General features: G+C 59.5%; 12 protein-coding genes. 5 read left to right on the plus strand and 7 right to left on the minus strand.

The genetic code is table 11. The annotated features are described in order from the left end of the window. Positions 1-5 precede the first annotated feature (5 nt). Genes AM571_RS14460 through AM571_RS14470 form a run of 3 tightly spaced genes read left to right on the plus strand, consistent with a single transcriptional unit; the run spans position 6 to position 11,168 of the window. On the plus strand, positions 6-1,925 hold the full coding sequence (locus AM571_RS14460; RefSeq protein ID WP_074062002.1) for a non-ribosomal peptide synthetase: 1,920 nt from the start codon (positions 6-8) through the stop codon (positions 1,923-1,925). Continuing rightward, entirely contained in the window at positions 1,922-9,523 is a 7,602-nt protein-coding gene (locus AM571_RS14465; RefSeq protein WP_074062003.1) for a hybrid non-ribosomal peptide synthetase/type I polyketide synthase, read from the plus strand. The genes AM571_RS14460 and AM571_RS14465 overlap by 4 nt, the downstream gene beginning before the upstream one ends. A 43-nt stretch (positions 9,524-9,566) precedes the next feature. Beyond that, positions 9,567-11,168: a hypothetical protein gene (locus AM571_RS14470; protein ID WP_074062004.1), complete on the plus strand. Its 1,602-nt coding sequence runs from the start codon at positions 9,567-9,569 to the stop codon at positions 11,166-11,168. Here AM571_RS14470 and AM571_RS14475 read toward each other — a convergent pair. Beyond that, on the minus strand, positions 11,092-11,886 hold the full coding sequence (locus AM571_RS14475; RefSeq protein ID WP_074062005.1) for a 4'-phosphopantetheinyl transferase family protein: 795 nt from the start codon (positions 11,884-11,886) through the stop codon (positions 11,092-11,094). The two genes, AM571_RS14470 and AM571_RS14475, sit on opposite strands and share 77 nt — an antisense overlap. A 238-nt stretch (positions 11,887-12,124) precedes the next feature. Between AM571_RS14475 and AM571_RS14480 the strand changes: the two genes are divergently transcribed. Then, entirely contained in the window at positions 12,125-13,618 is a 1,494-nt protein-coding gene (locus tag AM571_RS14480; protein WP_074062006.1) for an oligosaccharide flippase family protein, read from the plus strand. 465 nt (positions 13,619-14,083) lie between these two features. Here the strand turns inward: AM571_RS14480 and AM571_RS14490 are convergent, their stop codons facing one another. From AM571_RS14490 to AM571_RS14515, 4 genes are all read right to left on the minus strand, one after another. Continuing rightward, on the minus strand, positions 14,084-14,767 hold the full coding sequence (locus AM571_RS14490; RefSeq protein WP_074062008.1) for a sugar transferase: 684 nt from the start codon (positions 14,765-14,767) through the stop codon (positions 14,084-14,086). A 208-nt stretch (positions 14,768-14,975) separates the two neighbouring features. Beyond that, a complete protein-coding gene (locus AM571_RS14495; RefSeq protein ID WP_074062009.1) occupies positions 14,976-16,277 on the minus strand; it encodes a glycosyltransferase family 4 protein in 1,302 nt (433 codons plus the stop codon). A gap of 4 nt (positions 16,278-16,281) precedes the next feature. After that, positions 16,282-19,542, minus strand: coding sequence for a Wzz/FepE/Etk N-terminal domain-containing protein (locus AM571_RS35695; RefSeq protein ID WP_196776283.1), 3,261 nt, complete (start codon positions 19,540-19,542; stop codon positions 16,282-16,284). A gap of 32 nt (positions 19,543-19,574) precedes the next feature. Further along, entirely contained in the window at positions 19,575-20,915 is a 1,341-nt protein-coding gene (locus AM571_RS14515) for a polysaccharide biosynthesis/export family protein (protein WP_074062010.1), read from the minus strand. Between the two features lie 303 nt (positions 20,916-21,218). On the opposite strand from AM571_RS14515, the gene AM571_RS14520 reads away from it, so the two are divergent. Further along, positions 21,219-22,409 (plus strand): glycosyltransferase, encoded by a 1,191-nt coding sequence (locus AM571_RS14520; protein WP_081377144.1) that lies wholly within the window; start codon positions 21,219-21,221, stop codon positions 22,407-22,409. 51 nt (positions 22,410-22,460) lie between these two features. Here AM571_RS14520 and AM571_RS14525 read toward each other — a convergent pair whose 3' ends face one another. Together AM571_RS14525 and AM571_RS14530 are read right to left on the minus strand one after the other, a co-directional pair. After that, positions 22,461-23,504 carry a Gfo/Idh/MocA family protein gene (locus AM571_RS14525; RefSeq protein WP_074063257.1) on the minus strand — a complete coding sequence of 348 codons (1,044 nt, stop codon included), beginning with the start codon at positions 23,502-23,504 and terminating at the stop codon, positions 22,461-22,463. Positions 23,505-23,693: 189 nt separating this feature from the next. Further along, on the minus strand, positions 23,694-24,035 hold the full coding sequence (locus AM571_RS14530) for an SMR family transporter (RefSeq protein WP_074062011.1): 342 nt from the start codon (positions 24,033-24,035) through the stop codon (positions 23,694-23,696). Between the last annotated feature and the right edge of the window lie 4 nt (positions 24,036-24,039).

Below are 24,039 nucleotides of genomic sequence, written 5' to 3' on the forward strand. Positions count from 1 at the left end.
AATCAGTGACTGATCCGGCGTTTCTTGAAACGAACGAAGCCGATGTTGTTGTGTCTTATGACCGGAACCGCTCTCTCCAGAACATCGTAGGTCAGCAGGCCCGCATCGCTCCAGAGGCGACGGCGATTGTCTTTGGAAAGGAGCGCCTCACCTACGGTGAGCTCGACAGACTATCCGATGCTCTGGCGGGACACCTGGCCGAGCTTGGGGTCCGAAAGGGCGATGTCGTGGGCATGCTGCTTCCGCGCGCGCTCAATACCGTCATTTGCATGCTTTCCATCCTAAAGGCCGGTGGCGTCTATGTTCCGCTCGACCCGGCCTATCCAGAAGAGCATCTCGCCTATGTCGCCGCCGAGTGCGCCCCCAAGGTTGTCTTCGTCAATGCGGCATCCGCTGGAAGGGCCAAATCAGTTCCCGACCTGCGCGGCACAATCGTCGATGCAGGATTTGTCATCGGAAGGCTCGCACACGGCGACGCGGCCGAACGGCCGGCCATCGAAGTCACTGGCGGCGACCCGGCCTATATCATGTACACATCCGGTTCCACGGGCCGTCCGAAGGGCGTAACGATTGCTCATCGGAGCATCGCTCGGGTTGTCCTCGATCAGAACTATATCGATTTCAGGCGTGACGACGTCATCCTTCACGCCGCCACAATCGCCTTTGACGCAACCACCTTCGAAATCTGGGGCGCGCTGCTGAACGGATGCACGCTCGCCGTCATGCCCGATGCCGATTTCTCGCTGGCGCGGCTTGCAGGCGAAATGCGCGATACCGGCGTCAGCATGACGTTTCTCACGACGGGGTTGTTCAATCTCTTCGCCGACTATGCAGCCGGCGACCTGCCGAGGCTGCGCCATGTGCTCTTCGGCGGCGACGTAGGCTCTCCGGTGCATGCCCGTCGGTTTCTCCAGCGCTATCCCGGCTGCCGGCTCAGCAACGCCTACGGCCCAACCGAAACGACGGTGTTTGCAACGGTTTTCACCGTACCGCCGGGCTTTGCGCAGGCGGAGCTGCCGATCGGCAAGGCGATCGCCCATACCGGCATCTGCATTCTGGACGAGGAATTGCGGGAACTTCCGCCCGGCTGCGAGGGGCAGCTGGCGATATCCGGCGACGGCTTGGCAATCGACTATTTCCGTAGTCCGGAGCGCACCGCGGAGAAATTCGTCATGGTCGCAACGGGGGCCGGCCCGAAACGCTGCTATCTGACCGGCGATATCGCCCTTCTGCAGCCGGACGGAACGGTGAGCTTCAAGGGACGCCGCGACCGGCAGGTCAAGATCAACGGCAAGCGCATCGAGCTTGACGAGATCGAGACCGCATTGAGGAACGATCCGGCACTCTCCGACGCCATCGTTCTGTGCCACGTTCAAGGTCCTGCCCTGAAACGTATCGTCGCCTACCTGCGGCCCTCCACGGAAAAGGGGCTCAGTGACGCCGACTTCACCCAGGAGGTCATGTCAAGGCTGCGCGCGACACTTCCGGTCTACATGATTCCGAGTGCCGCCGTCGTGGTCGATGCATTCCCGCTCACCCCGGCCGGCAAGGTCGACCGCGCGAGCCTGCTTCCGCCGCCGATCGAGGCCGCCCGACCCGATGCGCAAGCCGCGGCAATCACGCAAGCGGAAATGCTACTGACGCAGCTCTGGAGAGAGGCGTTGGGTGCCGAATGGATCGATCTCGACAGAAACTTCTTCGATCTCGGTGGCACCTCTCTCCAGCTTCTGCAGGTGCATGCGGGACTGGAAGCAAGGCTCGGGCGCGCCGTGGATGTCGTCGCGCTGTTCAAGCATTCGACCATCCGCGAGCTTGCCCGCCATATCGAGGGCAAGTCGCAAAACACCGCCCGATCCATCGCCGCTGCCCAGCGGGCGGCACTTCAGAGGAAAACCATGTCCCAGTTCCGAAGGAGCGCTTCATGACGCGAATTCACGAAACCGCCCACGCCGATCTCGAGCGAGTTGATATCGAGGACGATCAGGGTCCGGGCGGCATCGCGATCATCGGCATGTCCGGGCGCTTCCCGGGCGCGCCCTCCGTGGAAGCGCTTTGGGAACTCGTCCGTGAGGGCCGCAATGCCTTTTCGTTATTCGCGCCGGACGAAATCGAAGACAGCTTCACCGACGAAGAACGCGCCGCCTCGAATTATGTCGCTGCCCGCCCGCATCTTCCGGACGTGGACATGTTCGACGCCGAATTCTTCGGCATGTTCGCACGCGAGGCAGCACTCACTGATCCGCAGCATCGCGTCTTCCTTGAAATCTGCTGGGAGGCCCTCGAAAACGGCGGCTACGATCCGCATCGCTATCCGGGCATGATCGGAGTTTTTGCCGGATCGTCGATGCCGACCTATCTGATCAACAATGTGCTTGGGGATCGTGCCAAGGCGGAGGAATTCGTCTCCAACTATCAGGTCGGCTGTTTTCAGCAACTTGTCGGAGCGCTCAACGACGCACTCGCCACTCGTATTGCCTACAAGTTCGATCTGCGCGGCCCCGCCTTCACGCTGCAATCGGCCTGCTCGACCTCACTACTTGCCGTGTCGCAGGCCTGCCAGAACCTGCAGACTTATGCATGCGACATGGCGCTCGCTGGCGGCGTGTCGATCACGCTGCCGCAAAAGCGGGGATATATCTACCAGGAAGGCGGCATGGCGTCGGCCGACGGCACCTGCCGGCCGTTCGATGCGAATGCGGATGGAACCGTCTTTGCAAGCGGCGCAGGCGTGGTACTCCTGAAGAGGCTGGATGACGCGCGAAGGGACCGCGATCGCATCTTCGCAGTCATCCGCGGCTACGGCATCAACAATGATGGCTCCGACAAGGTCGGGTTCACGGCACCAAGCGTGCAAGGACAGGCCGAGGCGATCTCCGCAGCGCTGGCAAGCGCAGGCGTTTCCGCCGCGTCGATCGGATATGTCGAATGCCACGGGACCGCGACACCGCTTGGCGATCCCATCGAGTTTAGCGGACTGAAGGAGGCCTATGTCGACATTTCGAACGCGCAGAAGAGCTGTGCGCTCGGTTCAGTAAAGGGTAATGTCGGTCATATGGACTGTGCTGCAGGCGTATCCGGTCTTATCAAGACAGCGCTGATGCTTCATCGCGGCAAGATTCCGCCCATGCCCAACTACAGCAGTCCCAACCCGCGGCTCAATATCGAGGAGAGCCCCTTTTATATTCCCACCGAAATGACGGACTGGCCGGCGCAGGGACATCCGCGCCGCGCAGGCGTCAGCGCCTTCGGCGTCGGCGGCACGAATGTCCACGTCATCGTCGAAGAAGAGATTGGCGAAGAACGCGAGGCAGACTGCGACGTCACCAAGCCGTACATCCTGCCGCTGTCGGCACGCAATCCGGCGGCTTTGTCGGCTATGCGCGCCAATCTCCGCGCTCACCTGACCGAGCGGCCGGAGATTTCGCTCGCCGACGTCGCCGCAACGCTGCAGAACGGTAGATGCGAGTTCAGCCATCGCTTGGCGATATCGGCCCGCACCATCGATGAGGCGCGAGAAAAGCTCGGCGCGGAACGCACTGCGGATTTTATCGCCTCGGACGCCCCTCCAGTCGCGTTCATGTTTCCCGGACAAGGCGCGCAATATGTCGGCATGGGCACCGGCCTCTATGAAAGCGAGCCCGAATTCGCGCGCTGGATCGACAGGGGGGCTGAACTGCTGAAGCCCATGCTCGGCCTTGATCTTCGCATTTTCATCTGCCATCGCGGACCAGTGCCAGAGTCGATGGCGGACGAACAGCGCAACACGCGCATTGCTCAGCCATGCCTCTATCTCGTCGAATATGCGCTGGCTCGGCTGTGGATGAGCCGGGGCCTCAGGCCCTACGCGATGATCGGCCATAGCGTCGGCGAGTTCGTAGCGGCAACTCTTGCCAATGTGATTTCCTTCGAAGATGGACTCCGGCTTGTCGCCAGCCGCGGGCGGCTCATGCAGAGCCAGCCGCAAGGAGCGATGGTTTCGGTTCGGGCCGACGCGCAAACCGTTTCCGCTTTCCTGAAAGGCGATGTCGAGATCGCCGCGGTCAACGCCCCGAAGCTGTCGGTCATCTCGGGCCCGTTTGCGGAAATCGACGAGGTTTGTTCAGCGCTCGAAGCCGGCGGCATCGCCTTCAGCCGCCTGCACACGTCGCACGCCTTCCATTCGCCGATGATGAACGAGGCGGCGGCGGCGCTTTACGAGGAGACAGCCAAGGTGACCTACGGAACCGCAACGGTTCCCTACATATCCTGCGTGACCGGAGACTGGCAGACGGCCCAACAGGGCACCTCGCCGGATTACTGGGCAAGGCACTGCCGCGACGCGGTTCATTTCGCCGCTGGCCTCGCAAAGCTGTGCGACGGGAGGAAGCCCGTACTCCTGGAGGTTGGTCCAGGGCGGACGCTCTCGGTATTTGCTTCGCAGACCGTTGCGCGGGACAACCTGAATACCGTGATCCAGTCTCTGCCCGAACACGATCGCGCGCCCGAAGCTGCCGACGTCTTCGCCGGCGCCCACGGCAGATTGTGGATGGCCGGCTGCGTCCTCGAATGGCCGGAACTGCCGAACGGCGCAACGGCACACATTGATCTGCCGGTCTACCCGTTCCAGCGCCAGCGTCACTGGATCGACGCGCCTCCATCGGCGCGCCGCAATGCAGGCGCTTATGCACTGCCTCGCTCCGAGCTGCAAATCGTGGTCGAGCCTTCGGCTCCGATCCAAATGCCGGCAACTGGCAGCGTCGCCCCGACGAACGCCCCCGCTTCAGCCGATCGTATCCCTGCGCTTGAAAGCGAATTGCTGGCCACCCTCGCCGAGATGTCGGGGAACGCATTGGGCCCGGCCGACGTCGCCGCGACATTTATCGAGCTGGGTTTCGATTCCCTCTTCATCGGGCAATTCGCGCAGAGGATCGAGAGGGACTACCGGGTCAAGATTTCGTTCCGCGATCTTTTGAGCACCATTCCGTCAATCGCCAATCTGGCGAAACATCTCGATGAGAAAATGCCGGAAAAAGCGCCGGCATCATCCCCGCCGCCTGCGGCGCATGTTCTTGCACCGGCGGCGGTTTCTGCCGCGTCCGAGCGGCCTCTTGCGCCTACCCCTTCGCCGTCGGCATCGATGAGCGATGTGCAGGCTCATATTCAATCGCAGATTCAACTGCTCCAATCACTCTTCGCCCAGCAGCTCCAGTTGCTGCAATCGTCGGCGAGCAGCGAACCGATGGCGATAGCGGAAAGCGCCGCAGCCGTAAGCCTGGCGCAGGCGGCACTATCAATTGCTCCGGCTACAGCTGCTGCTTCACCGGAAGAAGCAGTCGATGCGCCGGCCACGCCCGCAGAAAGGCTCGAATTCGTCCCGCTCACGGAAGCTCAGACGGAGATCTGGCTGGCAGCGCAGACCGGCGATGAAGCGTCCTGCTCGTTTAACCTGTCCATTTCGCTGACGCTGGACGGCGAGTTCGACGAAGATGCCTTTACAAAGGCACTGAGCCTCGTGACGGATCGCCACGATGCGCTGCGAATCCGTTTTAATCGCGCTGGCGATTGCTTCCGCTTCGCCGACGATTTTGCGCTTAAGGCGCCTCTGGTGGATCTCTCCGGCCGGCTCGACGGCGAGGCGCAGCTGCGGGAGATGCTCGACGAAGATGCAAGGACGCCCTTCGACCTCGTCGACGGTCCGCTTGCGCGCGCCTTCATCGCGCGTCTGGCAGTCGACAAACATGTCTTCGTCTTCAGCGGACACCACATCATCTGCGACGGCTGGTCGATCAGCGTGCTTCTCGACGAGCTAGCGACAGCCTATGCGGCTATCCGCAATGGCGAGACACCGCAATTCGAGCCGGCGCTCTCCTTTGCCACCTATGCGACGAAGCTTGCGCCCACACCCGAAAAATCCAAAATGGACGAGCAGTTCTGGCTCGATCAATTCAAGGAGATTCCGGAACTGCCGGAACTGCCGCTGGACCGGGCTCGTCCCGAACAGCGCAACTTCGCCAGTGGTACCTGCACGGGCTACATCGAGGGCGATGTCTACAAGGCGTTGAAAAAAGCTGGCGCGCAGTCGGGCGCAACACTGTTTTCGACCTTGCTGGCGATGCTGCAGGTCGTGGTGTCCAGACTTTCCAGGCAGGAGGACATCGTGATTGCGATTCCTGCAGCCGGTCAGAACCTGATCGGAGAAGCGATCCTCTTCGGCCATTGCGTCAATCTCCTGCCAATCCGCCAGACCGTCGCATCACAGTCGAGCTTCTGCGAGCATCTGAGGGCAACGCAGCGGCTCGTTCTGCAGGCGGTAGAGCACCAGTCCTGCACCTATGGCACGCTCGTCCGCAAACTTGGCGTGAAGCGGGATTCGCGCCGCCTGCCGTTGACGGAAATCCAGTTCAATCTGGACCACACCGCCGCCAATCAGCCCTTCGGGAACCTGACGGCAAACATGGCCAACAACGTGAAGGGCTTTTCCAATTTCGACATGTTCTTCTGCGCATTCGAAGAAGAAAACGCCATCCGCATCGATGTCGAATACAATGCGGAGGTCTTCGACCGGTCGACGATCGAGCGCTGGATCCAGCATTTCGCAACGCTTGCCGAAGCACTGTCCAGGAACGTCGACGTCGAGATCTCCACCCTGCCGCTATTGAGCAATGACGAACGCGCCTGGCTGATCGACGGCTTGAACGATACGGCGACAAACTATCCGCACGATGAGCAGGTGATCTCCCTCTTCGCCCGCAAGGCGTCCAAGCAGCCCGATGCGATTGCTGCCGAACATGGCGGCCGCTCCATCACTTACGGCAGGCTGGAAGCCCGATCCAATCAGTTTGCCCGATATATTCAAGAGGCGATACCCGAGCCCGGCCAGCGCATCGCGCTGCTCGTCGACCGGTCGCTAGACATGGTCGTGGCGCTGTTGGCGATCATGAAGGCCGGGCACACCTACGTGCCCATGGATCTTTCCCATCCTGTAGAGCGCCTCTGCCAGACCCTCGAGGTCGCGCGCGTCGGCGGCCTGATATGCGACAGCGCCGCCATGGCGTCCCTCGCCCCCGAAGACATTCCAGTCATTCGCATCGACGAGGAAGCAAAGACGATAGGCCGAATGACCAGCACTGCGCTTGACGCTCTGCCGCCCGATGCCGCTGTCCCTGCATATGTCATCTTTACCTCCGGCTCGACCGGGGCACCCAAGGGCGTCGAAGTCTCGCATCGGGCGCTGACGAACTTCCTCCTCTCGATGGCGAAGGAGCCCGGTTTCACCGATCGGGATACGATCCTTGCGGTGACCACGATCTCGTTCGACATCGCGGGGCTCGAGCTGTTCCTGCCGCTCATTACCGGTGGGAAAACGGTGATTGCCGACCGGCAGCAGGTGCAGGATGGCTTCGCCATTGTCGATCTCCTGGAAAAAAGCGGTGCGACCGTGCTTCAGGCGACCCCCACGCTTTGGCAGATGCTTGTCGAGGCCGGCCTCGAGGACAAACCGCACCTCAAGATGCTGTGCGGTGGAGAGCCCATGCCGAAAGAACTCGCCAGATCCCTACTGAAGATCGGCGGCGAGCTCTGGAACATGTATGGCCCGACGGAGACGACGGTCTGGTCGTCCGTCGCGCGCATTGCCGACGCGGATGCACCGATCACCATCGGGCATCCAATTGCCAATACCCAGCTTTACATCGTTGACCGCAACAACGACATCGCGCCCATCGGCGTCACCGGCGAGCTGTGCATTGGCGGCGACGGCCTGGCGAACGGCTACTTCGACCGGCTTGATCTGACCGAGAGGGCCTTCGTTCCGATCTCCTTCGGCTCGAACCGACCAACGCGGCTCTATCGGACCGGCGATGTCGGACGCCGCCTTGCGGACGGTTCACTGCAGCTGCTCGGACGCAGGGACCAGCAGATCAAGCTCCGTGGTTTCCGCATCGAACTCGGCGATATCGAAGCGGTCGTTTCGAAGGCTCCGGGCGTGCGACATTGCGCGGTCGTCGCTGCGGAGAAAAAGAGTGACGGCAAATTGCTCGTTGGATACATCGTACCCGAAGCAGGCGCCGAGCCGAGCGCCGCCGATCTCTCGGACTTCGCCACGGCGAAGCTGCCCCGCTACATGGTGCCGACCTACTGGGTGACGGTCAGCGAATTGCCGCAGACAGCAAACGGCAAGCTCGATCGCAAAACCCTGCAGCAGCTTGGACTTCCTGCCCACAGCACCGTGGCTGAAAAGACCAAACCGCGCACTGCAATGGAAAAGCAACTTGCGGCTATTTGGCAGGACATACTCGGCAGCCAGGACCTCGGCGTGGACGACAATCTCTACGCGCTTGGAGCCGACTCCCTCACGATTTTCCGCATGGCAGCGCGCATGTTGGACGCCAACCTCCCGCTCGAAGCCAAGCACCTCTTGCGGTATCCGTCCATCGCGCAGTTGGCGGGGTTTGCCGAACAGCAGATCCGCAGGCGAGAGAAATTGTCCAAGCGCCTGTCGTCGATGTGGTGCAGCGTCTTAAACGTCGATCAGGTGCAGCCTGATGACGATTTCTTTGCCGTCGGCGGCGACTCCGTTCTCGCAACAAAACTCCTGCAAGAAGTGGAGGCGGCCTACAAGATCGTTCCAAATCCCGAAATGATTTCCAAATTTCCGACATTCCAGGATTTCACGGCAAAAATAGCCAAGACACTGGAAGGCGTCGACGCCGATAGGTCCCTTTGGGAATTGGTAACATGCAAGACGGGCAGCAGCGATGCAGTTGTCTATACGTTCAATCATCCATTCCTGTATTACGGCCTCGCCGCCGAGATCGACGACAGCATTTCCGTCCACAACCTGAACATGTTCAGCGCTGACTTGACGAGCGCACCGACGGATATGTCGGTAGAAGACTTGGCCCGACAAGCGATCGAAGCCATGAAAATTCCGGCAGGAACGCGTCGTTTGGCCCTGGTCGGTCTGTGTGTGAACGGCATTTTGGTCATGGAGATCAGCCGGCAGTTGCGCGAAAGCGGCATAGACGTACGCTGTACCGCTGCCATCGATAGCTGGTGCCCCATGTTCGTATCATCGCTGCCTAAAAGCCGCCTGATGTGGTGGCAGACGGAGAGGCGCGCGAAGCGGGTGCTGCATTTCACCAGCAAGCTGGTGAAAGGAGACATTACCGCCCTGGACTACTTCAAGCACTTCAATATCTCATGGAAGCTGATGCAGCTTCTTCAGGTGAAAAATGCCGAACCTGTGGAGTCGGATCGCGCCAATGCGATGGTCACTGCGTTCATGAATTCCGCAGCCGCGCATCACAATGACGCGGCGATTAGAGATTCATCAATTGTCCTGGTGCGCAGTCAGGCGCACAATCGCCGGGCGCGAAAGTTGAGGTTCGGCTGGAGGAACGCCGTCGCCGAGGACACGCCGGTGCTCGACCTGGAAGGATGGCATGAGGATTCGCTGATAGATTCCGGCAAGGCCCTGGCTAATCTCATATCCGCACGCCTTGAAGTCTCCTCGGACGTATCATCAGGCGGAATAGCTCACTGAGCGCAATCCGTCGGACGTCCGCCAATTATGGGAGCAGGTGTGGATGGAAATAGCAGCGCACAGACCTTTGAAAGTTGCGGTCCTGGCAAAGTCGAGGGATCGGCTCGAAGCATGGCAACTGATGGTTCTTGACAGGCTTGCTTCCGAGCCTCTTTTTGATCTTGCAAGTATCATCGTGCACCAGTCGGCGTCCAAGGTCCGGGTGCCGAAGCTTTTCGCGCTCGAGGCACGCCTGGAACGCAAATTCCTCACCCATGAGACCCCCTATGTGCCGAAATCCTTTTCGCCGGAAACCCAGCGCTTCGACGACATGGGATCATCCGACCTGGAGACGCCGCAGAGCCGGGACATCCTTCGACGCCTCATGCAGGATCTGGAAGTGGATATCGTCATTCGTATGACTCCCTCAGGCTTGCCAATAGGCGTAAGTGATGCCTTGCCGTTCGGAGAATGGGCGTTGAGTTGCAGCGATCAGGTCTCCGATGATGTCGATTGGTTCGCCTATCGTGGCACAATTTCGAAGGCAGCATCGGTCGAACTATTGCTTTATAAATCCGGAGGGCCGGACGGTAGCGTCGACGTCGTCGCGTCTTCTCTCTTCAATACCAAGACAAGCGCCGCGCGCGTTGCCGCCTCCATAAAGGAGCGTGGCGTGACCTTGGTTATGCGCGAATTGAGACGCCTTGCCGAAACACGGCAATTGCGTGTGATCGCACGGCGAACCATTTCGGCAATTCCCCCGCCGTCCGCTTCAGAACTTGGCCGCTACGTCGCTGCGCTTGCCGGCGACCTTGCCGCACGCTCCATCAAAAAGCTGAGAAAGAAGCTTCGTTCCGGTTCGTCCGTTTGGGCTCTCTATACCGGCGGGGGCCACATCGAGGATTTCGACCCACAGCAGTCCGTTGAAATTCCTCCGACGATGAACGAGATCAAGGCGGACCCGTTCCTTTTCGAACACGAGAACGAATGTTACCTCTTCTGCGAAGCGTATGCTGATGGCCAGAAGAATGCCCATATTGCCGTCGGGCGCTTCCGCGGAGATAAGTTCGAACATCTCGGGATAGCCTTGCGCTGCGAGCACCACCTTTCCTATCCTTTTGTCTTCAGGGATGGCGAGGATATATTCATGATGCCCGAGCGGCACCAATCGCGCCAGCTCCAGATCTGGCGCTGCGTCGAGTTTCCGTTGAAGTGGGAACTGTATTCGACGGCGCTCGAAGGCAGGTCAGCTGCCGACAGCGTACTGATGCGTCATGGTGGAAAATGGTGGCTTTTCACCAATCTGTCGGATTTCCACGACTATGAAGATCACTGCTGCGAACTTTATGTCTTCGAGGTCGACGGTCCAAAGCTCAAGCGCGTGACGCCGCACCGGCATAATCCGGTCGTCATAGACAGCACGCTCGCGCGAAACGCCGGACGCATGTTCGAACGCGGCGGCCGCCTCTACAGGCCCTCGCAGCGCAATGCCTATGGCATCTACGGATATGGACTGAACATCATGGAGGTCGACGAACTGAGCCTCGACAGCTATAGCGAGCGGTGCATACGAACGATCACGCCGGACTTCAAGAAAGGCCTGCTTGGTTGCCATCATTTTGATGAGGTGGCCAATCGTTACGTTCTGGATGCGCGCTTGACATGAAGAACTGGGCGTTCTCGTCTCGATAGTTCAGGCTGACGGGCCTTCCGCCGGTCAGCGCCGCAAGTGTCCCGACAAATGGAGATGGGATTTGGAGATCGAACAGACTCCAGTCCGCCGGCCTATTTCCGTCTGCATCCAGTCGCTCAAGGCGCGGCGGAAGACCGTCGCCAACCGTCACGTCGAATGCATCAAGAGGAAACGAAAGACCAACGCCAATTGCCTTGACGAAGGCTTCTTTGCGTGTCCAGACGGAGTAAAACGCCCGACGGTATTCTCCGGCCGGAAGTGCAGCGAGCGTCATTTGCTCCTTCGGCGACAGGAAACGGCTGACATTGCCTTCCTTCAGTGGCCGAACCACTTCGATGTCTATGCCGACCTGGTAGCAGCTGGAAACGGCAAGCGCCGCCATCCCGCCGCAATGGCTGAGGTTGAAGTGCAACATACTGCCGTTTGACGCTGCGATGCGCGGCTTGCCGTAGGCATTGTAGCTCAGGTTTAGGCGCTTGGGCTCGATCCCAAGATAGCTGCCGACAATTTGGCGCAGCCCCGACCGGCCTGCAACGTACCTGCGCCGATCTCGTTCATGAACAAAGCGTGCTGCCGCATCGAGCTCGCGGGCCGTCAACGTCCTTGCGAGATTTGGTAGCTGCGAAGCGCTCGCCTCCTCAAGGTTCCATATCCAGATATCGATGACATCAGCGCTCAAGCCGTCACGCATTACCCACCCCCTGCCGACAATTCATAGAGAGCGATCAGGAGCGCCGTTTGTCTGCCAGCCAAGCTCACAATGGCAGCAGGCGTCACCTGCACGGAGCACCAGTTTGTCCGGTCTGCGGCACGATAGACAAGCTGTCCAAAGTCGGTAGGGAGTTACGCTTATGGGCACCTTGGCCGTGCTCCGTCCTTCGCCGTATTTTGGTAGTCTTGAAAGTGCCGGCACCGATGGAGTAGTGTTAATGAGTTCGCATGAGCCATCGTCGCTATCCACCCTGACGGCAAAAGCCGGCACCTGGACGGTCGGCAGCAAGCTGGCTTCGAAGACACTGGATTTTATAACGCTCCTGTGTCTGGCACGCCTGCTCGGCCCATCGGATTTCGGACTGGTGGCTATGGCGATGTCCTCGGTTCTCATAGCCGAGGCCATTTTCGAGATGCCGGTTGCCGCCGCCCTCATCAGAGACCCGTCGCCAACCGAGGATATGTTCAACACGGCTCTGACGATCGGCCTGACAAGGGGTCTAATCGTTGGCTTGCTGCTCTGTGCGCTCGCCTATCCGCTCGCATTGTTCTATGACGAGCCGCGGCTGACTACCCTGATCTGCGTGCTTTCCCTGGCGCCCGTCATGCGCGGACTTAAGAGCCCGAAGCTGATACTTTTTACGCAGCGCTTCGATTTTCGTCCCGACTTCATCCTGGAGGCCGCGGGCAAGATAGCCTCCTTATGTGCTGCCGTAGCCATGGCCCTGTATACCGGAAGCTACTGGGCAATTGCGGTTGGCACGGTTGTCGGTCCAATGCTGATGATGATCGTCTCCTATATCTTTGCACCACAGCGGCCAGTGCTGTCACTCAAGGACTGGTCGATGTTTGCGCCCATCGTCGGATGGTACATGCTTTCGCAAATTCTCCAATCGGTGAACTGGCAGCTCGAAAAACTCCTCCTGCCGCGCTTTATGGACCTGGTTTCCTTCGGCCGCTATTCCGTTGCAAGCGACATTACTGCCGTTCCCTATCAGTCGGTGGTCCAACCTCTCTTCAGGCCGTTTCTCGTCGCATTCTCGCAGATCCCGTCGCATGAAAAACTCGGTGAAGCTTATCTGCGCGCCACATGCACGATCGTATTCCTGGTCGCGCCGGCGCTCGTATTTCTGTCGATCCTTGCCGATGTGGTTGTCACGTTACTGCTTGGGCCTTCCTGGCATGGTGCCGCCTTCATCCTCACATGCCTGCCGCTGATCGCCATCATCAGCCTTCCGACGGCACTCGTAAATTCCATCTGCTTCCTGGCCGACAAGCTCCATCTGATCATCGTCAAGAATGTCATCGAGCTTCTTTCCAAGTTGATGCTGATCTGCTCGCTCGGATATGCTTACGGGCTGAATGGCATACTGGCCGGACAGGCGATTGCCGCCGCGATAAGCCTCGCCACTTCGCTTGCCATCGTCCGTGCATCGATCGGCCTGGGCCTTGCCCGGCAAGCCAAGGAAGGGGCAAAATATTTCGCTCCGGTCTTGCTGATGGCGCTGTGCCTGGTGCCGGGAATTTATCTCGGCGACTCCGTCGACCATCCTATGCGCCAGATGTGGCTATCGATTGCAACGGCCGCCGCTGCAGCCCTTGTCTATCTTGGCAGCATGTTTTTCATGGCCCGCATGTCTTCGTCCGAAGGACTGCATGAATACGACTTCGTCATGCAATTTCTGAGAAAAAGGTTCAGGCCGGCCATTTAATGAATGCGGTTCGGCCGGCTCGATCAAAGCCGAGGAAGGATGTAACCGCGTCTCTGATCAGAAGAGCAAGCCGCTGTCAAATATAGCTCCTGCTCCCCTTATAGATCAGGCTACAAAACCGATGACAAAGCCAAGTACACTTGCGAGATGCATGAGAATCGCAATAAAAGGAGCACCAATCGGACGCATAACTGGCATGTCGAGTGACATTCCTGCTTGCTATTGTCTTCGTCGAAGCGACGAACGTTTTGCGGGCAGTTCAGTTGGAAGTTGCGCGAAGCACGGCGTCTAAGCCCAACCAGTTTCGAAGCCAAGGCGTCTTGGTGTTGAAACGTCGGCAGGAGGCCGGACGGATGCATTCAAAGGTCCCTTTCGAACGCACGCGTTTTCCCACCGCAAAATTCGTTCTGCGGTGGGCGGCCATTCTCTTTTGCCTGGTGATATGGGGCGCCGTGATGGCCTTTTTTATCTGCTAGATTCGTTGCGCGCGAATAGGACGATGCCGATCGTCTTCCAGATAATCTTCAAGTCAGCCGACATCGAGCAGCTGTGATAATAGTCGACGTCGAACTGCACCCGCTCATCATAGGTCGTGTCCTTGTTCCGGTGCACCTGCCATAGACCGGTAAGGCCCGGCGTCATGGCTAGATAGTAGTGGATCCGACGGCCGTAACGCTCTATTTCATCGGCCACGATCGGCCGCGGCCCGACAAGGCTCATATCGCCGCAAAAGACGTTCCAGAGCTGCGGCAGCTCGTCGAGGCTCGTCATCCGAAGATATTTTCCAAGCCAATGGACGCGCGGGTCGTTGACCAGCTTCTGGGTTTCATTCCATTCGGCGCGGCGCACGGGATCGTTGGCGAGAATGCTGGCCAGCCGCGTGTCGGCGTCCTTCCGCATTGAGCGGAACTTCAGGCATGGGAACGAACGACCGTTGCGGCCGACACGCTCGTGGCGGAAAATGAGCGGCCGCCCATCTACCAGCAGCAAGGCCGCCGCGATAAGCGCGAAAAACGGCAGAAAGAAAAACAGCGCCGATCCGGAAATCAGGATGTCCCCGGCACGCTTCAGGCGATAATCTCTCGACGTCGGCCGTCGTAGCCGAGCCGATTGCCCGTTCTGAGCAACGCCATCAAAGAACGATAGCATTTGAAAACCCCGTTTATATCTCAACCCACAGTTAAGGTTGGCAGTGTCGGTCGGAATAGACAATTGACCAGAACGGCTAAGCCTTAGTCAGATAGAAGTAGGCTTGACTACCGATGAAGGGACCATTGGTTTATTGACCTTTTGAAACTGTCGATGAACGACAGGACGCAACTGCTTTCAATGAGGGTATCTTCCTGATATCGTTCAGTTAAATGAACGGATGTCGGTAGACAGCTGATCGATTTCGCGCTCGTTCAGGGTGCCTGCCGGCAACACCAGCCAAGCTCGTTCGCGCCAGGATCCGGACGTAAAGAGCGATCAGCGCTTCGCCCCAGGTTTCCGGCGAATGAGCAAGACCGGGTGCCTTGCTGATGCCGTTCAAGCTCATGGAGCGAACCACCGCATCATCGGCTGCGAGGCATCGCATCGCCGTCGCCAGCGATCCGATGTTCCCCGTCCTGAATGTCAGCGCACAACCCAATTCCTCAAGCTCGCTCCCCAACAAGGCGGCGTCCGGCACAATGACGGGAATTCCGCTTCCGATCGCTTCGACGGCTGCAAGCGCGAAAGGTTCCGGCACGCGCGACGAGACGACGACGGCGCGCGCATTGTTCAGGAGTTCATGCATCTCACCTTTGGCTTTCCAGCCGTGGATGACGACCTCGGGATAGTCGCGTTCCAATATCGACCGGCCGGCACCATCGCCGATGATCTGGAGCCTGACATTGGCAAGTCGCGCCGCCCGCGCGGCATCCTCGAACCCTTTTTCCGGCTCGAGCCTTCCTACGAAGAAGAAATCCTGCATCTTCCAGGGTTGGGCCCCTCTGCGCAGAAACGGCTCCACCGGATTGCGAATGGTCTCGATATGATCGGTGCATATGCCGGCGCGCTCGAAATATTCACGCATCCGCTGATGCACGATGACGATATTGGCCGGGAGCTCGTCCGTCGGATAGAGCCGCTCACGCAGCATGTGGCGTGCAGAACGCCAGATTTTCTCGTGATAGCCGCGTTTGTCGCATTGCGTCATCATGCACGCTACCGACATAGGCGTGAGGGTACAGACGGTGTCGTTCCGATAGTTCGCAAAGCCGCCATTTGGGCAGCACAGGAAATAATCGTGTGCATGCAGAACCACACGCTGGCGGACGGGCCAAAGGGCTCGGAAAATGGAGGGCGAAAGGATCTTCGACCAGCCATGGATGTGATAGATGGTCGAGGCCGTGTCGGCCCTATCGATGACCTCGCGCACGGCATCGAGCGCCTGCCTGTTGTAAAGGCCGCTGATCGAGGCTGCAATGCGCCCCTGGACGGTCAGCGGCGTGCCGCCGAGATTGATGGTATCATCCGCCGGCAGCTCGCTTCCGGCCGCATCGCCCGCCAGATAGGTTACTGGAATGCCGGCGCGTTTGAGCAGTTGCGCCGACAGGATGGCCAGGTTTGAGGCTCCTCCGACCTTGGTCGAGCGGTCATTGATGACGACAACACGATCGGGATAGCGCTGAATCACGATCCTACCCCATCGTCCTGATTTTCTGCGGTGCAAGCCTGCCCGTCAGAAGATCGAAAATTGCGATCGCATTGCCCTTCAGACGCCCTTTCCGGTCCACCCAGGGTTCGGGGCGCCAGGCTTTGACAAGATTGGCGGCCAGGTTCCGGCCCATTTGCGCAGCCGCCCGTCCGGAACTCAGGGTGTTCTTGCGCACGAGATAGATGGGATTGGCGATCTGCGAATATCCGAACTTGATGCCGGTCGTCCGCCCGGCCTTCGTGCCGAGATGCACGCCCTGCAGGTGGTCGGCACATACGACTTCTCCATATCGCGCCATCATGCGGCTGAAGTCGACATCTTCAAGCCAGCCATAAAATGGCAAGTTCTCGTCAAACCGGACTCCAGAAGCCACGATCGCCGAAACACGGATAGCCATGTTGCAGCCATAGGCGTTATAGACCGGCTTGAAGGCTTTCTCCCGTTTCTGCGGGCGGCGGACCTTCTGCACCAGCTTCAGGCCGTCGCAGACCGAGATACCTGCGCCGGTGATGCCGTCGGCGATGACCGTACCCGTCGACATGACGATATCGCGCCGGGTGCGAAACAGCAGCTCGGTGTCCTCGATATAAGTGGGGGTCATCAGGAAATCGTCGTCGAGGAAGAGCACCACATCCGCATCGACGATGCTGTCGAGAATTGTGTTGCGCTGAAGGCAAAGACCGCGCTCTGAAACCAGCACCCTGACCGGGCAGGCAAGCGAGGAAAGGCTCGTTCGGTCGACATCCTCAAGCGAGGGCACGCAGATGACGACCTCCTCGGGCTGTCGCGTCTGGTGCGATATATGGGGAAGCACGGCAGAAAGGATTTCGCGCCTGCCCGAGCTCGCGATGCCGACAGCCACCTTCAGCGGACGCCCGCGCGGCTTGTCATTGAGGATCAGATGGGAAGCGGCCGGTTTCAGGGCAGGTTCGCTTGGCCGCGACGAAGCAGGCTTTCCCGGTGAACGCTTCCTGCCGCTGCTGCGATTGGCGATGATGCCGAGCAGGCTTACCCGCGACGTGCCGAAGCTCGCAAGCGCGGCAGACAGCCGCTCGATGGTCATTTTCTTCGGCTTGCCGACGACAATAGCGATACCATCCAGGTAGTTGAAGATATGCCGGGTATCGGCCGAGTCCTCGAAGGCCGCAAGATCGACGATGACGACGCCGTAGTTCTGACGCAGCAGCTCGATTTCGGTCTTGAGCGCGGCGAGATGACCGAATATCTGGTGGCACGCAGCAGACCGTTTGGTCTCCTCGACAGTCAGCACGGGAACCAGCGTGGAGGCTTCAGCATGCTCGTCGTCCCTGTGCCTCCTGCTCCTGCGGCCGTGCTCGTCGTGACCCGCCACGACATGTTCGGCGGCTTGCGGCTCATGCGCGCCAACATGATCCATCCGCAGCAGGCTGAGCCCGAAATCCTCCCCGGCGGCACTCACCACTTTGCTTAGGAAGCCTTTTTGGAAATCGGCATCGACGAGGGCGACCGGCGTGCCTTCATTCTGGTAGAGCTGCGCGAGGTTCGCCGCAACCGTCGTCTTTCCTTCGCCGCTGCCGACCGAGGTGATGCCGATTACCATTGGCGAGTTGGGGCGGAATGCCGCACCAATGGAATTCTTCACGCCTCTCAAGGCTTCGGTGAAATCGGAATAGGGCGCATCGAGCACGCCCCGCAGCGGCATCGCGGCCTGCAAGTTTGCCGCCTTTGCCCCGGCGGGCAAGACTACCGTTGCGCCCTGAAGGGGCAGGCTCCCGAGCGAAGCTATACCGAGTTCCTGCCGCAGTCTGGGGTTCAGGTGAATCCCCTTGCCCCTTCCATCGATAAGCAGCGCGATCATCAGACCACCCGCCAGGCCCATCAGCGTGGTGAAGGGCAGGATAATGGAGGGTTTCGGCGAGCTCTTCGTCAGCGGCGCGGATGCGGCCGTCACGACGCGGGCATCTCCGAGCGGAAAGGACTGCTTCTGCAGCGTGCCCGTCAGTTGTTGGAGAATTCCCTCATAGATGCGGCGATAGGTGGTCGCACGGCTTTCCATTTCGGTCAGTTTCACACGCGCCAGGTTCTTGTCCGTGCCGGTAGCAGTCAAAGCCGCCATCTGGTCATTGAGGAGCCGTTCGCGGGTTTGGGCCACCTGAAGGTTCGTTTTGTATACCTCCTGGATGCGGACGAATTCGTTCCTGATCTCTCCGCTCAGCCTTGTCACTTCCTCTTTTGCGGCCGCGATCGCGGGATTGCCGGGATCGTAGCGGCTTATCAGATTGTTCAGCCTGGTCGTGGCAAGGCTGACATCCTCCTGGAGTTTCTGTATGCGGGGGTTGTCGATGGTTTCCTGAACGCTGCCGCCAACGGCTTCCCCTGCCATCAGCCGATTGAGGGTATCGAGCTTGGCGGACGCTGCAGCGGTCTCGGCGCTTGCGGAAATGGCTTGGCTGCTGATTTCGGACAATTGCTGCTGGTCCAGAGACGACGTGGTGCCGAGATCCATGATGCCGTTCATGGCCCGGAATTCTTCCGCATCCAATGCCGCCTGCCGGGCTTGCTTTTCCACGTCGATCAACCGGGTTTCCAGCCAGTTCGCTCCGCTTTGCGCTGCTGCGGCGCGCGCGGCGACGGCCGAATCCATATAGGCTTGCGCAAGCGCGTTCGCGACGCGGGCCGCCTTTTGCGGATCGGTGGATTTGTAGCCGATTTCGAGGATATAGGATTGCCCTACCCTGACGACGGAGACCCTCGACAGGAACGACGCCATCGTCCTGCGCATACGTATCTCCTCGTCCGACGCCTCCTGGCCGGGTGCGATGGGTGCGGCCGCTTCGCTCATCATCGAATGCAGCCAGTCCTTGGCGATCGACCGCCAGGACGAATTATCCTGGATTTCCGGATCCTCGGACAGATTGAGTTTGTTGATGACCGCTTTGGCGATCGGCTCCGACTGGATGATCTCCACCTGACTGGCGATTTCAGCCGCCTCGATGATGATCGTGCCGGTGAAGGCATCCTGAGACGCGATCCGGCCCTGCTCGGGATCCATGACGAGGCGGGCAGCCGCGAAGAAGAGCGGCGGCTGGGTAGCGACATAAACACCGCCTGCGGCAGCGCCCACCGTCGTGAAAAAGGCGAGCATCAGGGTGTGGCGCCGCAGAAAGCGCCATATGTCGCCAAACGATATGTTTTCCGTGTCAGGTGACTGCTTCTTGCCGAACTGGTCGCCGGGGATAAGCTTGCCGATATCGTGAACAACCATATTGTTTTGCCCGATCCTCGAATTCATATGGTTTACTGCACCCGCAAAGGAGGATTGGCGGACGAAAGCATCGAACCGTCCAGGTTCTTGGAGACATTGTAGCGAACGTCCAGCACATCCCCCGGCTCGAGCTGAGCGCTATCTGGAACCGGAGCGGTGGTGCCAGAATCGCCGCCGCGGGTCAGCCAATATTCGAGCGGTTGCACGTCGACGGCCTGAAGGCTTTCGTAGCGCGAAACGGACGCGCCTGCGGCCTGCAGCAGCTGAACGGTCGTGGAGCGCTTCAACCGCACGTCTTCCAGCTCCGCTTCTGTTACCTGCAGTTCCTGCCCCACCTCTGTCTTGCGCTGACCCTTCAGGTTGAGGGCTTCGCGTTCGGTTTCGTTCAGCTTCTGCTTGGCCTGCATGGACGCGACGACCAGATCAAGCTTGTCGCTCTGCATATCGGCGACGATGCGTTCGAGGGAGGTCTTGCGGGAGGTGGTCAGGATCTTGGTGTCGACGAGTTTTGAGATGTCGCCAAGCTCATCCTGGGCGATCTGGACTTGCCTTTCCTGCGCCACCATCTTTTCGTCGAGCACAGTGATCTCGCTTCGCAAGAGCTTCATGAGATCTGCGGCAGATTCCAGCTGGTGCCGCAAGGCGTCGGCTCTTGCCGTAAACAGAGCGCTCTCGCTTTTCAGTATCTGGCCCACGACTGAACCTTCGGGGGCACCGGTCAGTTCCGGTGGAAAATCCACGGAAGGCTTGTCGTTGAGCTCGGCGATCAGCCTGGCGCGGCGGGCCATGAGCTGTTTTGCTTGAAGCTCGAGCCGGCTGAATTCCCCGGCATAGCGAATCTGCTCGGCGTCGGCATATTCGCCGGAGCGGTCATTGCGGCGTTCCCGCCCGCCAGCCAGGGCAAGCGCTTGCTTGACGGTCAGTCCTGGCCTGAATTCGAACTCGTTCGGCCGCTCGACGGCACCGGTGACGTAGACCATTGGGTATTTGGCGATCTCAACCGAGGCGATCGGAGCGGTCGCAAGCCCCGTCAGTTTTTTGATCCTGTCGCCGATCAGGAGCGCCGTCTCTTGCGTCGTCTTGCCGAGAACGGCAATCTCGCCGACCATCGGCATCGAGATATCGCCGCGCTGAGACACGGCATATTCGCCGTTGAGAGCGGTCCATTCCTTGTACTCGCCCGTTGAAGACACCCATTCCACCACCGAGACCTTCATCCTGGTCTGCGCTCGGATTCGGTAGCTGTCGTCTGCAGCATGGACGGCTTGTCCGGTGAAAGCGGTGCCAATGAGCCCTGCCGCCATGATGAAGCGGAGGACACGACGGGCGCCGGGCAATGCGGTTATTGAATTGCGTACGGCAGCAATGGGCATGGCGCGACCTTGTTCTCCTCGTCATTCTGCAGCGAGCAAACCGCTGAACGACGATGATGCGCCTAATGCAATTCGAGTAAATCCACCGCGAGGCAGCCTGCTTTAGTCCAATCTGGGGAAGACGGAGTAGAAAACCGCCGTCCGCTTCCTCCAGTTGCAGTAATTTCGGCCCAGTGTCCGCTCCACATAGGTCTTTCGGCCGTGGCTCTACACCGTTTTAAGGCCGTAGCAGACCAATCTAAGCGCTGTGGAATGCCCTCCGCTTCAACGATGATGGCCAGACTGGTTGGCGAGGGAGACATCATGCGTGTCGCAATTGTTCATTACTGGCTGGTTTCGATGCGCGGCGGCGAGAAGGTCGTCGAGGCCCTCTGCGACATGTTCCCAGACGCCGACATCTTCACGCTCGTTTACGATGAAAGCCGAGTTTCCGAAAAAATAAGGGGACATATCGTCAAGACGTCGTTTCTGCAGCGCTTGCCGGGTGCCGTCAGGCACTATCAGTCGCTGCTTCCGCTGATGCCGTTCGCGCTCGAAAGCCTGGATCTCAGCGGATACGACCTCATCATCTCGAGCGAATCCGGCCCTGCCAAAGGCATCATTGCTCCGCCGCATTCGACACATGTCTGCTACTGCCATTCGCCGATGCGCTATATCTGGGATCATTATCACGTCTATCGTTCGCATGCCGGCCTCGCTTCCAGAATAATGCTTCCGGTGCTCGCCCCGCTTCTGCGGTCCTGGGATGTCAGCACCAGCATGCGCGTCGACCGTTTCGTCGCGAACTCGCACCATGTAAAAGCGCGCATCGGCAAGTATTACGGACGCTCCGCCACGGTCGTCTATCCGCCGGTGGCAGTCGAGGATTATTCGCCCTCGGAGACCATCGAGGACTTCTATCTCTGCGCCGGGCAGCTCGTCTCCTACAAGCGGGTCGATCTTGCCGTGCGGGCCTTTTCCAAGATGGGGCGCAATCTCGTCGTCATCGGCGAAGGCAAGGAGCTTGCCATGCTGAAGTCGATCGCCGGGCCGACAGTGAAATTCCTCGGGCGTGTGCCCTTTTCGGTTCTCAAGGAAAAACTCGCCCGATGCCGCGCCCTGATATTCCCCGGGGAGGAGGATTTCGGCCTTGTCCCGGTGGAAGCCATGGCGAGCGGCCGACCGGTCATCGCTTTTGGCAGTGGCGGAGCGCTTGAAACGGTCGTGCCGGGAGAAACCGGCCTCCTATTTTACGAGCAGAACGTTGAAGCCATCGTCGATGCAGTGCGGTCGTTCGAGGAACATGCCGAGGATTTCGACCCCGAAACCATTCGCACGCATGCAGCGCGGTTCAGCACCAGGAATTTCAAGTTCGGCATGGACTCAATCATCCAGGAGGAACTTCGCGCGAGAAGAAGTAGCGCGCTTGCTGCGGTCTCCCATGCAGAGACCCGCCGCTTTCCTCTGGATAGCGTCTTCCCGGTTCCCCCGCCTGGAACTGATATCGTCCACTAATGGAGCGTCGGCGCAGAGGGCGCCACGACTTTCGTATGCGTCGCGAGGAAATCACACCTTCAGTTCGCGCCGTTCACGCTCGGTGATCATGGCAAGATCAATCACCTTCTGCAGGTTGGCGGCATGGCGGAAGTTGGGGTCTGGTTGCACGCCGCTCATCACCGCTTTGGCAAAGCGCTGGTAGTTTGTTGGCACCGGAGCGACCTCGATGTCCCTCCAGGTCGCACTCTCGATGTTCTCGCCGAGGCAGCCGCGCAGCTGCGAGCCGTTCGGCCGGTGAATGACCTCGAGGCTGCCCCGTTCACCGTAGATGCGAAGCTTCAGCTCATTGAGATGGCCCGTCGCCCAGCGGGTCGCGTGAATGACGCCGAGCGCACCATTGGCGAAGTCGACAGACATCGTGAAGCTGTCGTTGGCATCGAGCAGATACTCGCCGATCTGGCCGCCTGGCGCCTTGTTGAAGGTCTTGAGCCGCGCAAAGACGTGGTCGATGTCGGTTGCCGCGCCATAGGCGGCGAAGTCGAGGATATGGATGCCGACATCGCCGAGCACACCGTTGGAACCGTGACCGGTCGAAAGCCGCCAGAGCCAAGTCGATTCCGTGCGCCAGTCCCCCCAGGCCCGCGACACCAGCCAGCTCTGCAGATAGGATGCTTCGACATGCTTGATGGTGCCGAGCTCGCCGGCAAGCACCATCTCGCGGGCGCGCTGCAGCGGCGCGACGTTGCGGTAGGTGAGGTTGACCATGTTGACGACACCGGCCGCTTCCGCCGCTTCCGTCATCTCCAAAGCCTTCGGATAGTTTTCCGCCAGCGGCTTTTCGCAAAGTACATGCTTGCCGGCAGCAATCAGCGCCATGGTCGTGGGGTGATGGATGCGGTCAGGCGTGACGTTCGTCGCAGCGTCGAAATCACCCCAGGCTATCGCGTCGTTCAATGTCAGGAAGCGTTTTTCGATGCCGAATTCATCGGCGAAGAGCTTCAGGCGATCTGGATCGGTATCGACCGCGCCGACGACCTCGACACCATCCATGTGCGCGAAATGGCGCAACTGGTTCTTCGCCATTACGCCCGTACCAAGAACGAGTAGTCGCATGAATGCTTCCTCAGCAGTGAGCGGCTTGGCCGTTCGGTGCGGTTTCGGGCCGCGCTTTTCAATCGGCTCCTGTGCCTTCCTTACCGGCTCATTTGGGGCATTCGCGATGCTCGTCAACGCACCCGGCACACAGACCTATTGGCACCCCTCCTCCAAAACACGGCAATGAGCGAAGAAAGTCCAGAGAAATCAATGAGAAATGGACTTCGAAAAGATGTTGACGACCAAAACGCCGGTAATGATCAACCCAAGCCCGATCACGGCGGGAAGATCGAGCCGCTGCTTGAAATAGACAAACCCGACCACCGAAATCAGCACTATCCCCAATGCGCTCCAGATCGCATAGGCAATACCGACCGGTATCACCTTCAAAGTGAGCGACAGGACGTAGAAGGCAGCCGTGTAGCAGACGACGAGAAGTACGCTTGGCCAGAAACGCGTGAGCTGCTGCGAAAGCTGCAGCGCGGTCGTGCCGATCACTTCCAGTACGATTGCGGCGAAAAGCAGCGCGTAGACGGCAGCCGGGCTCATGGTT

The organism is Rhizobium etli 8C-3, from assembly GCF_001908375.1.
GTDB lineage: Bacteria > Pseudomonadota > Alphaproteobacteria > Rhizobiales > Rhizobiaceae > Rhizobium > Rhizobium etli_B.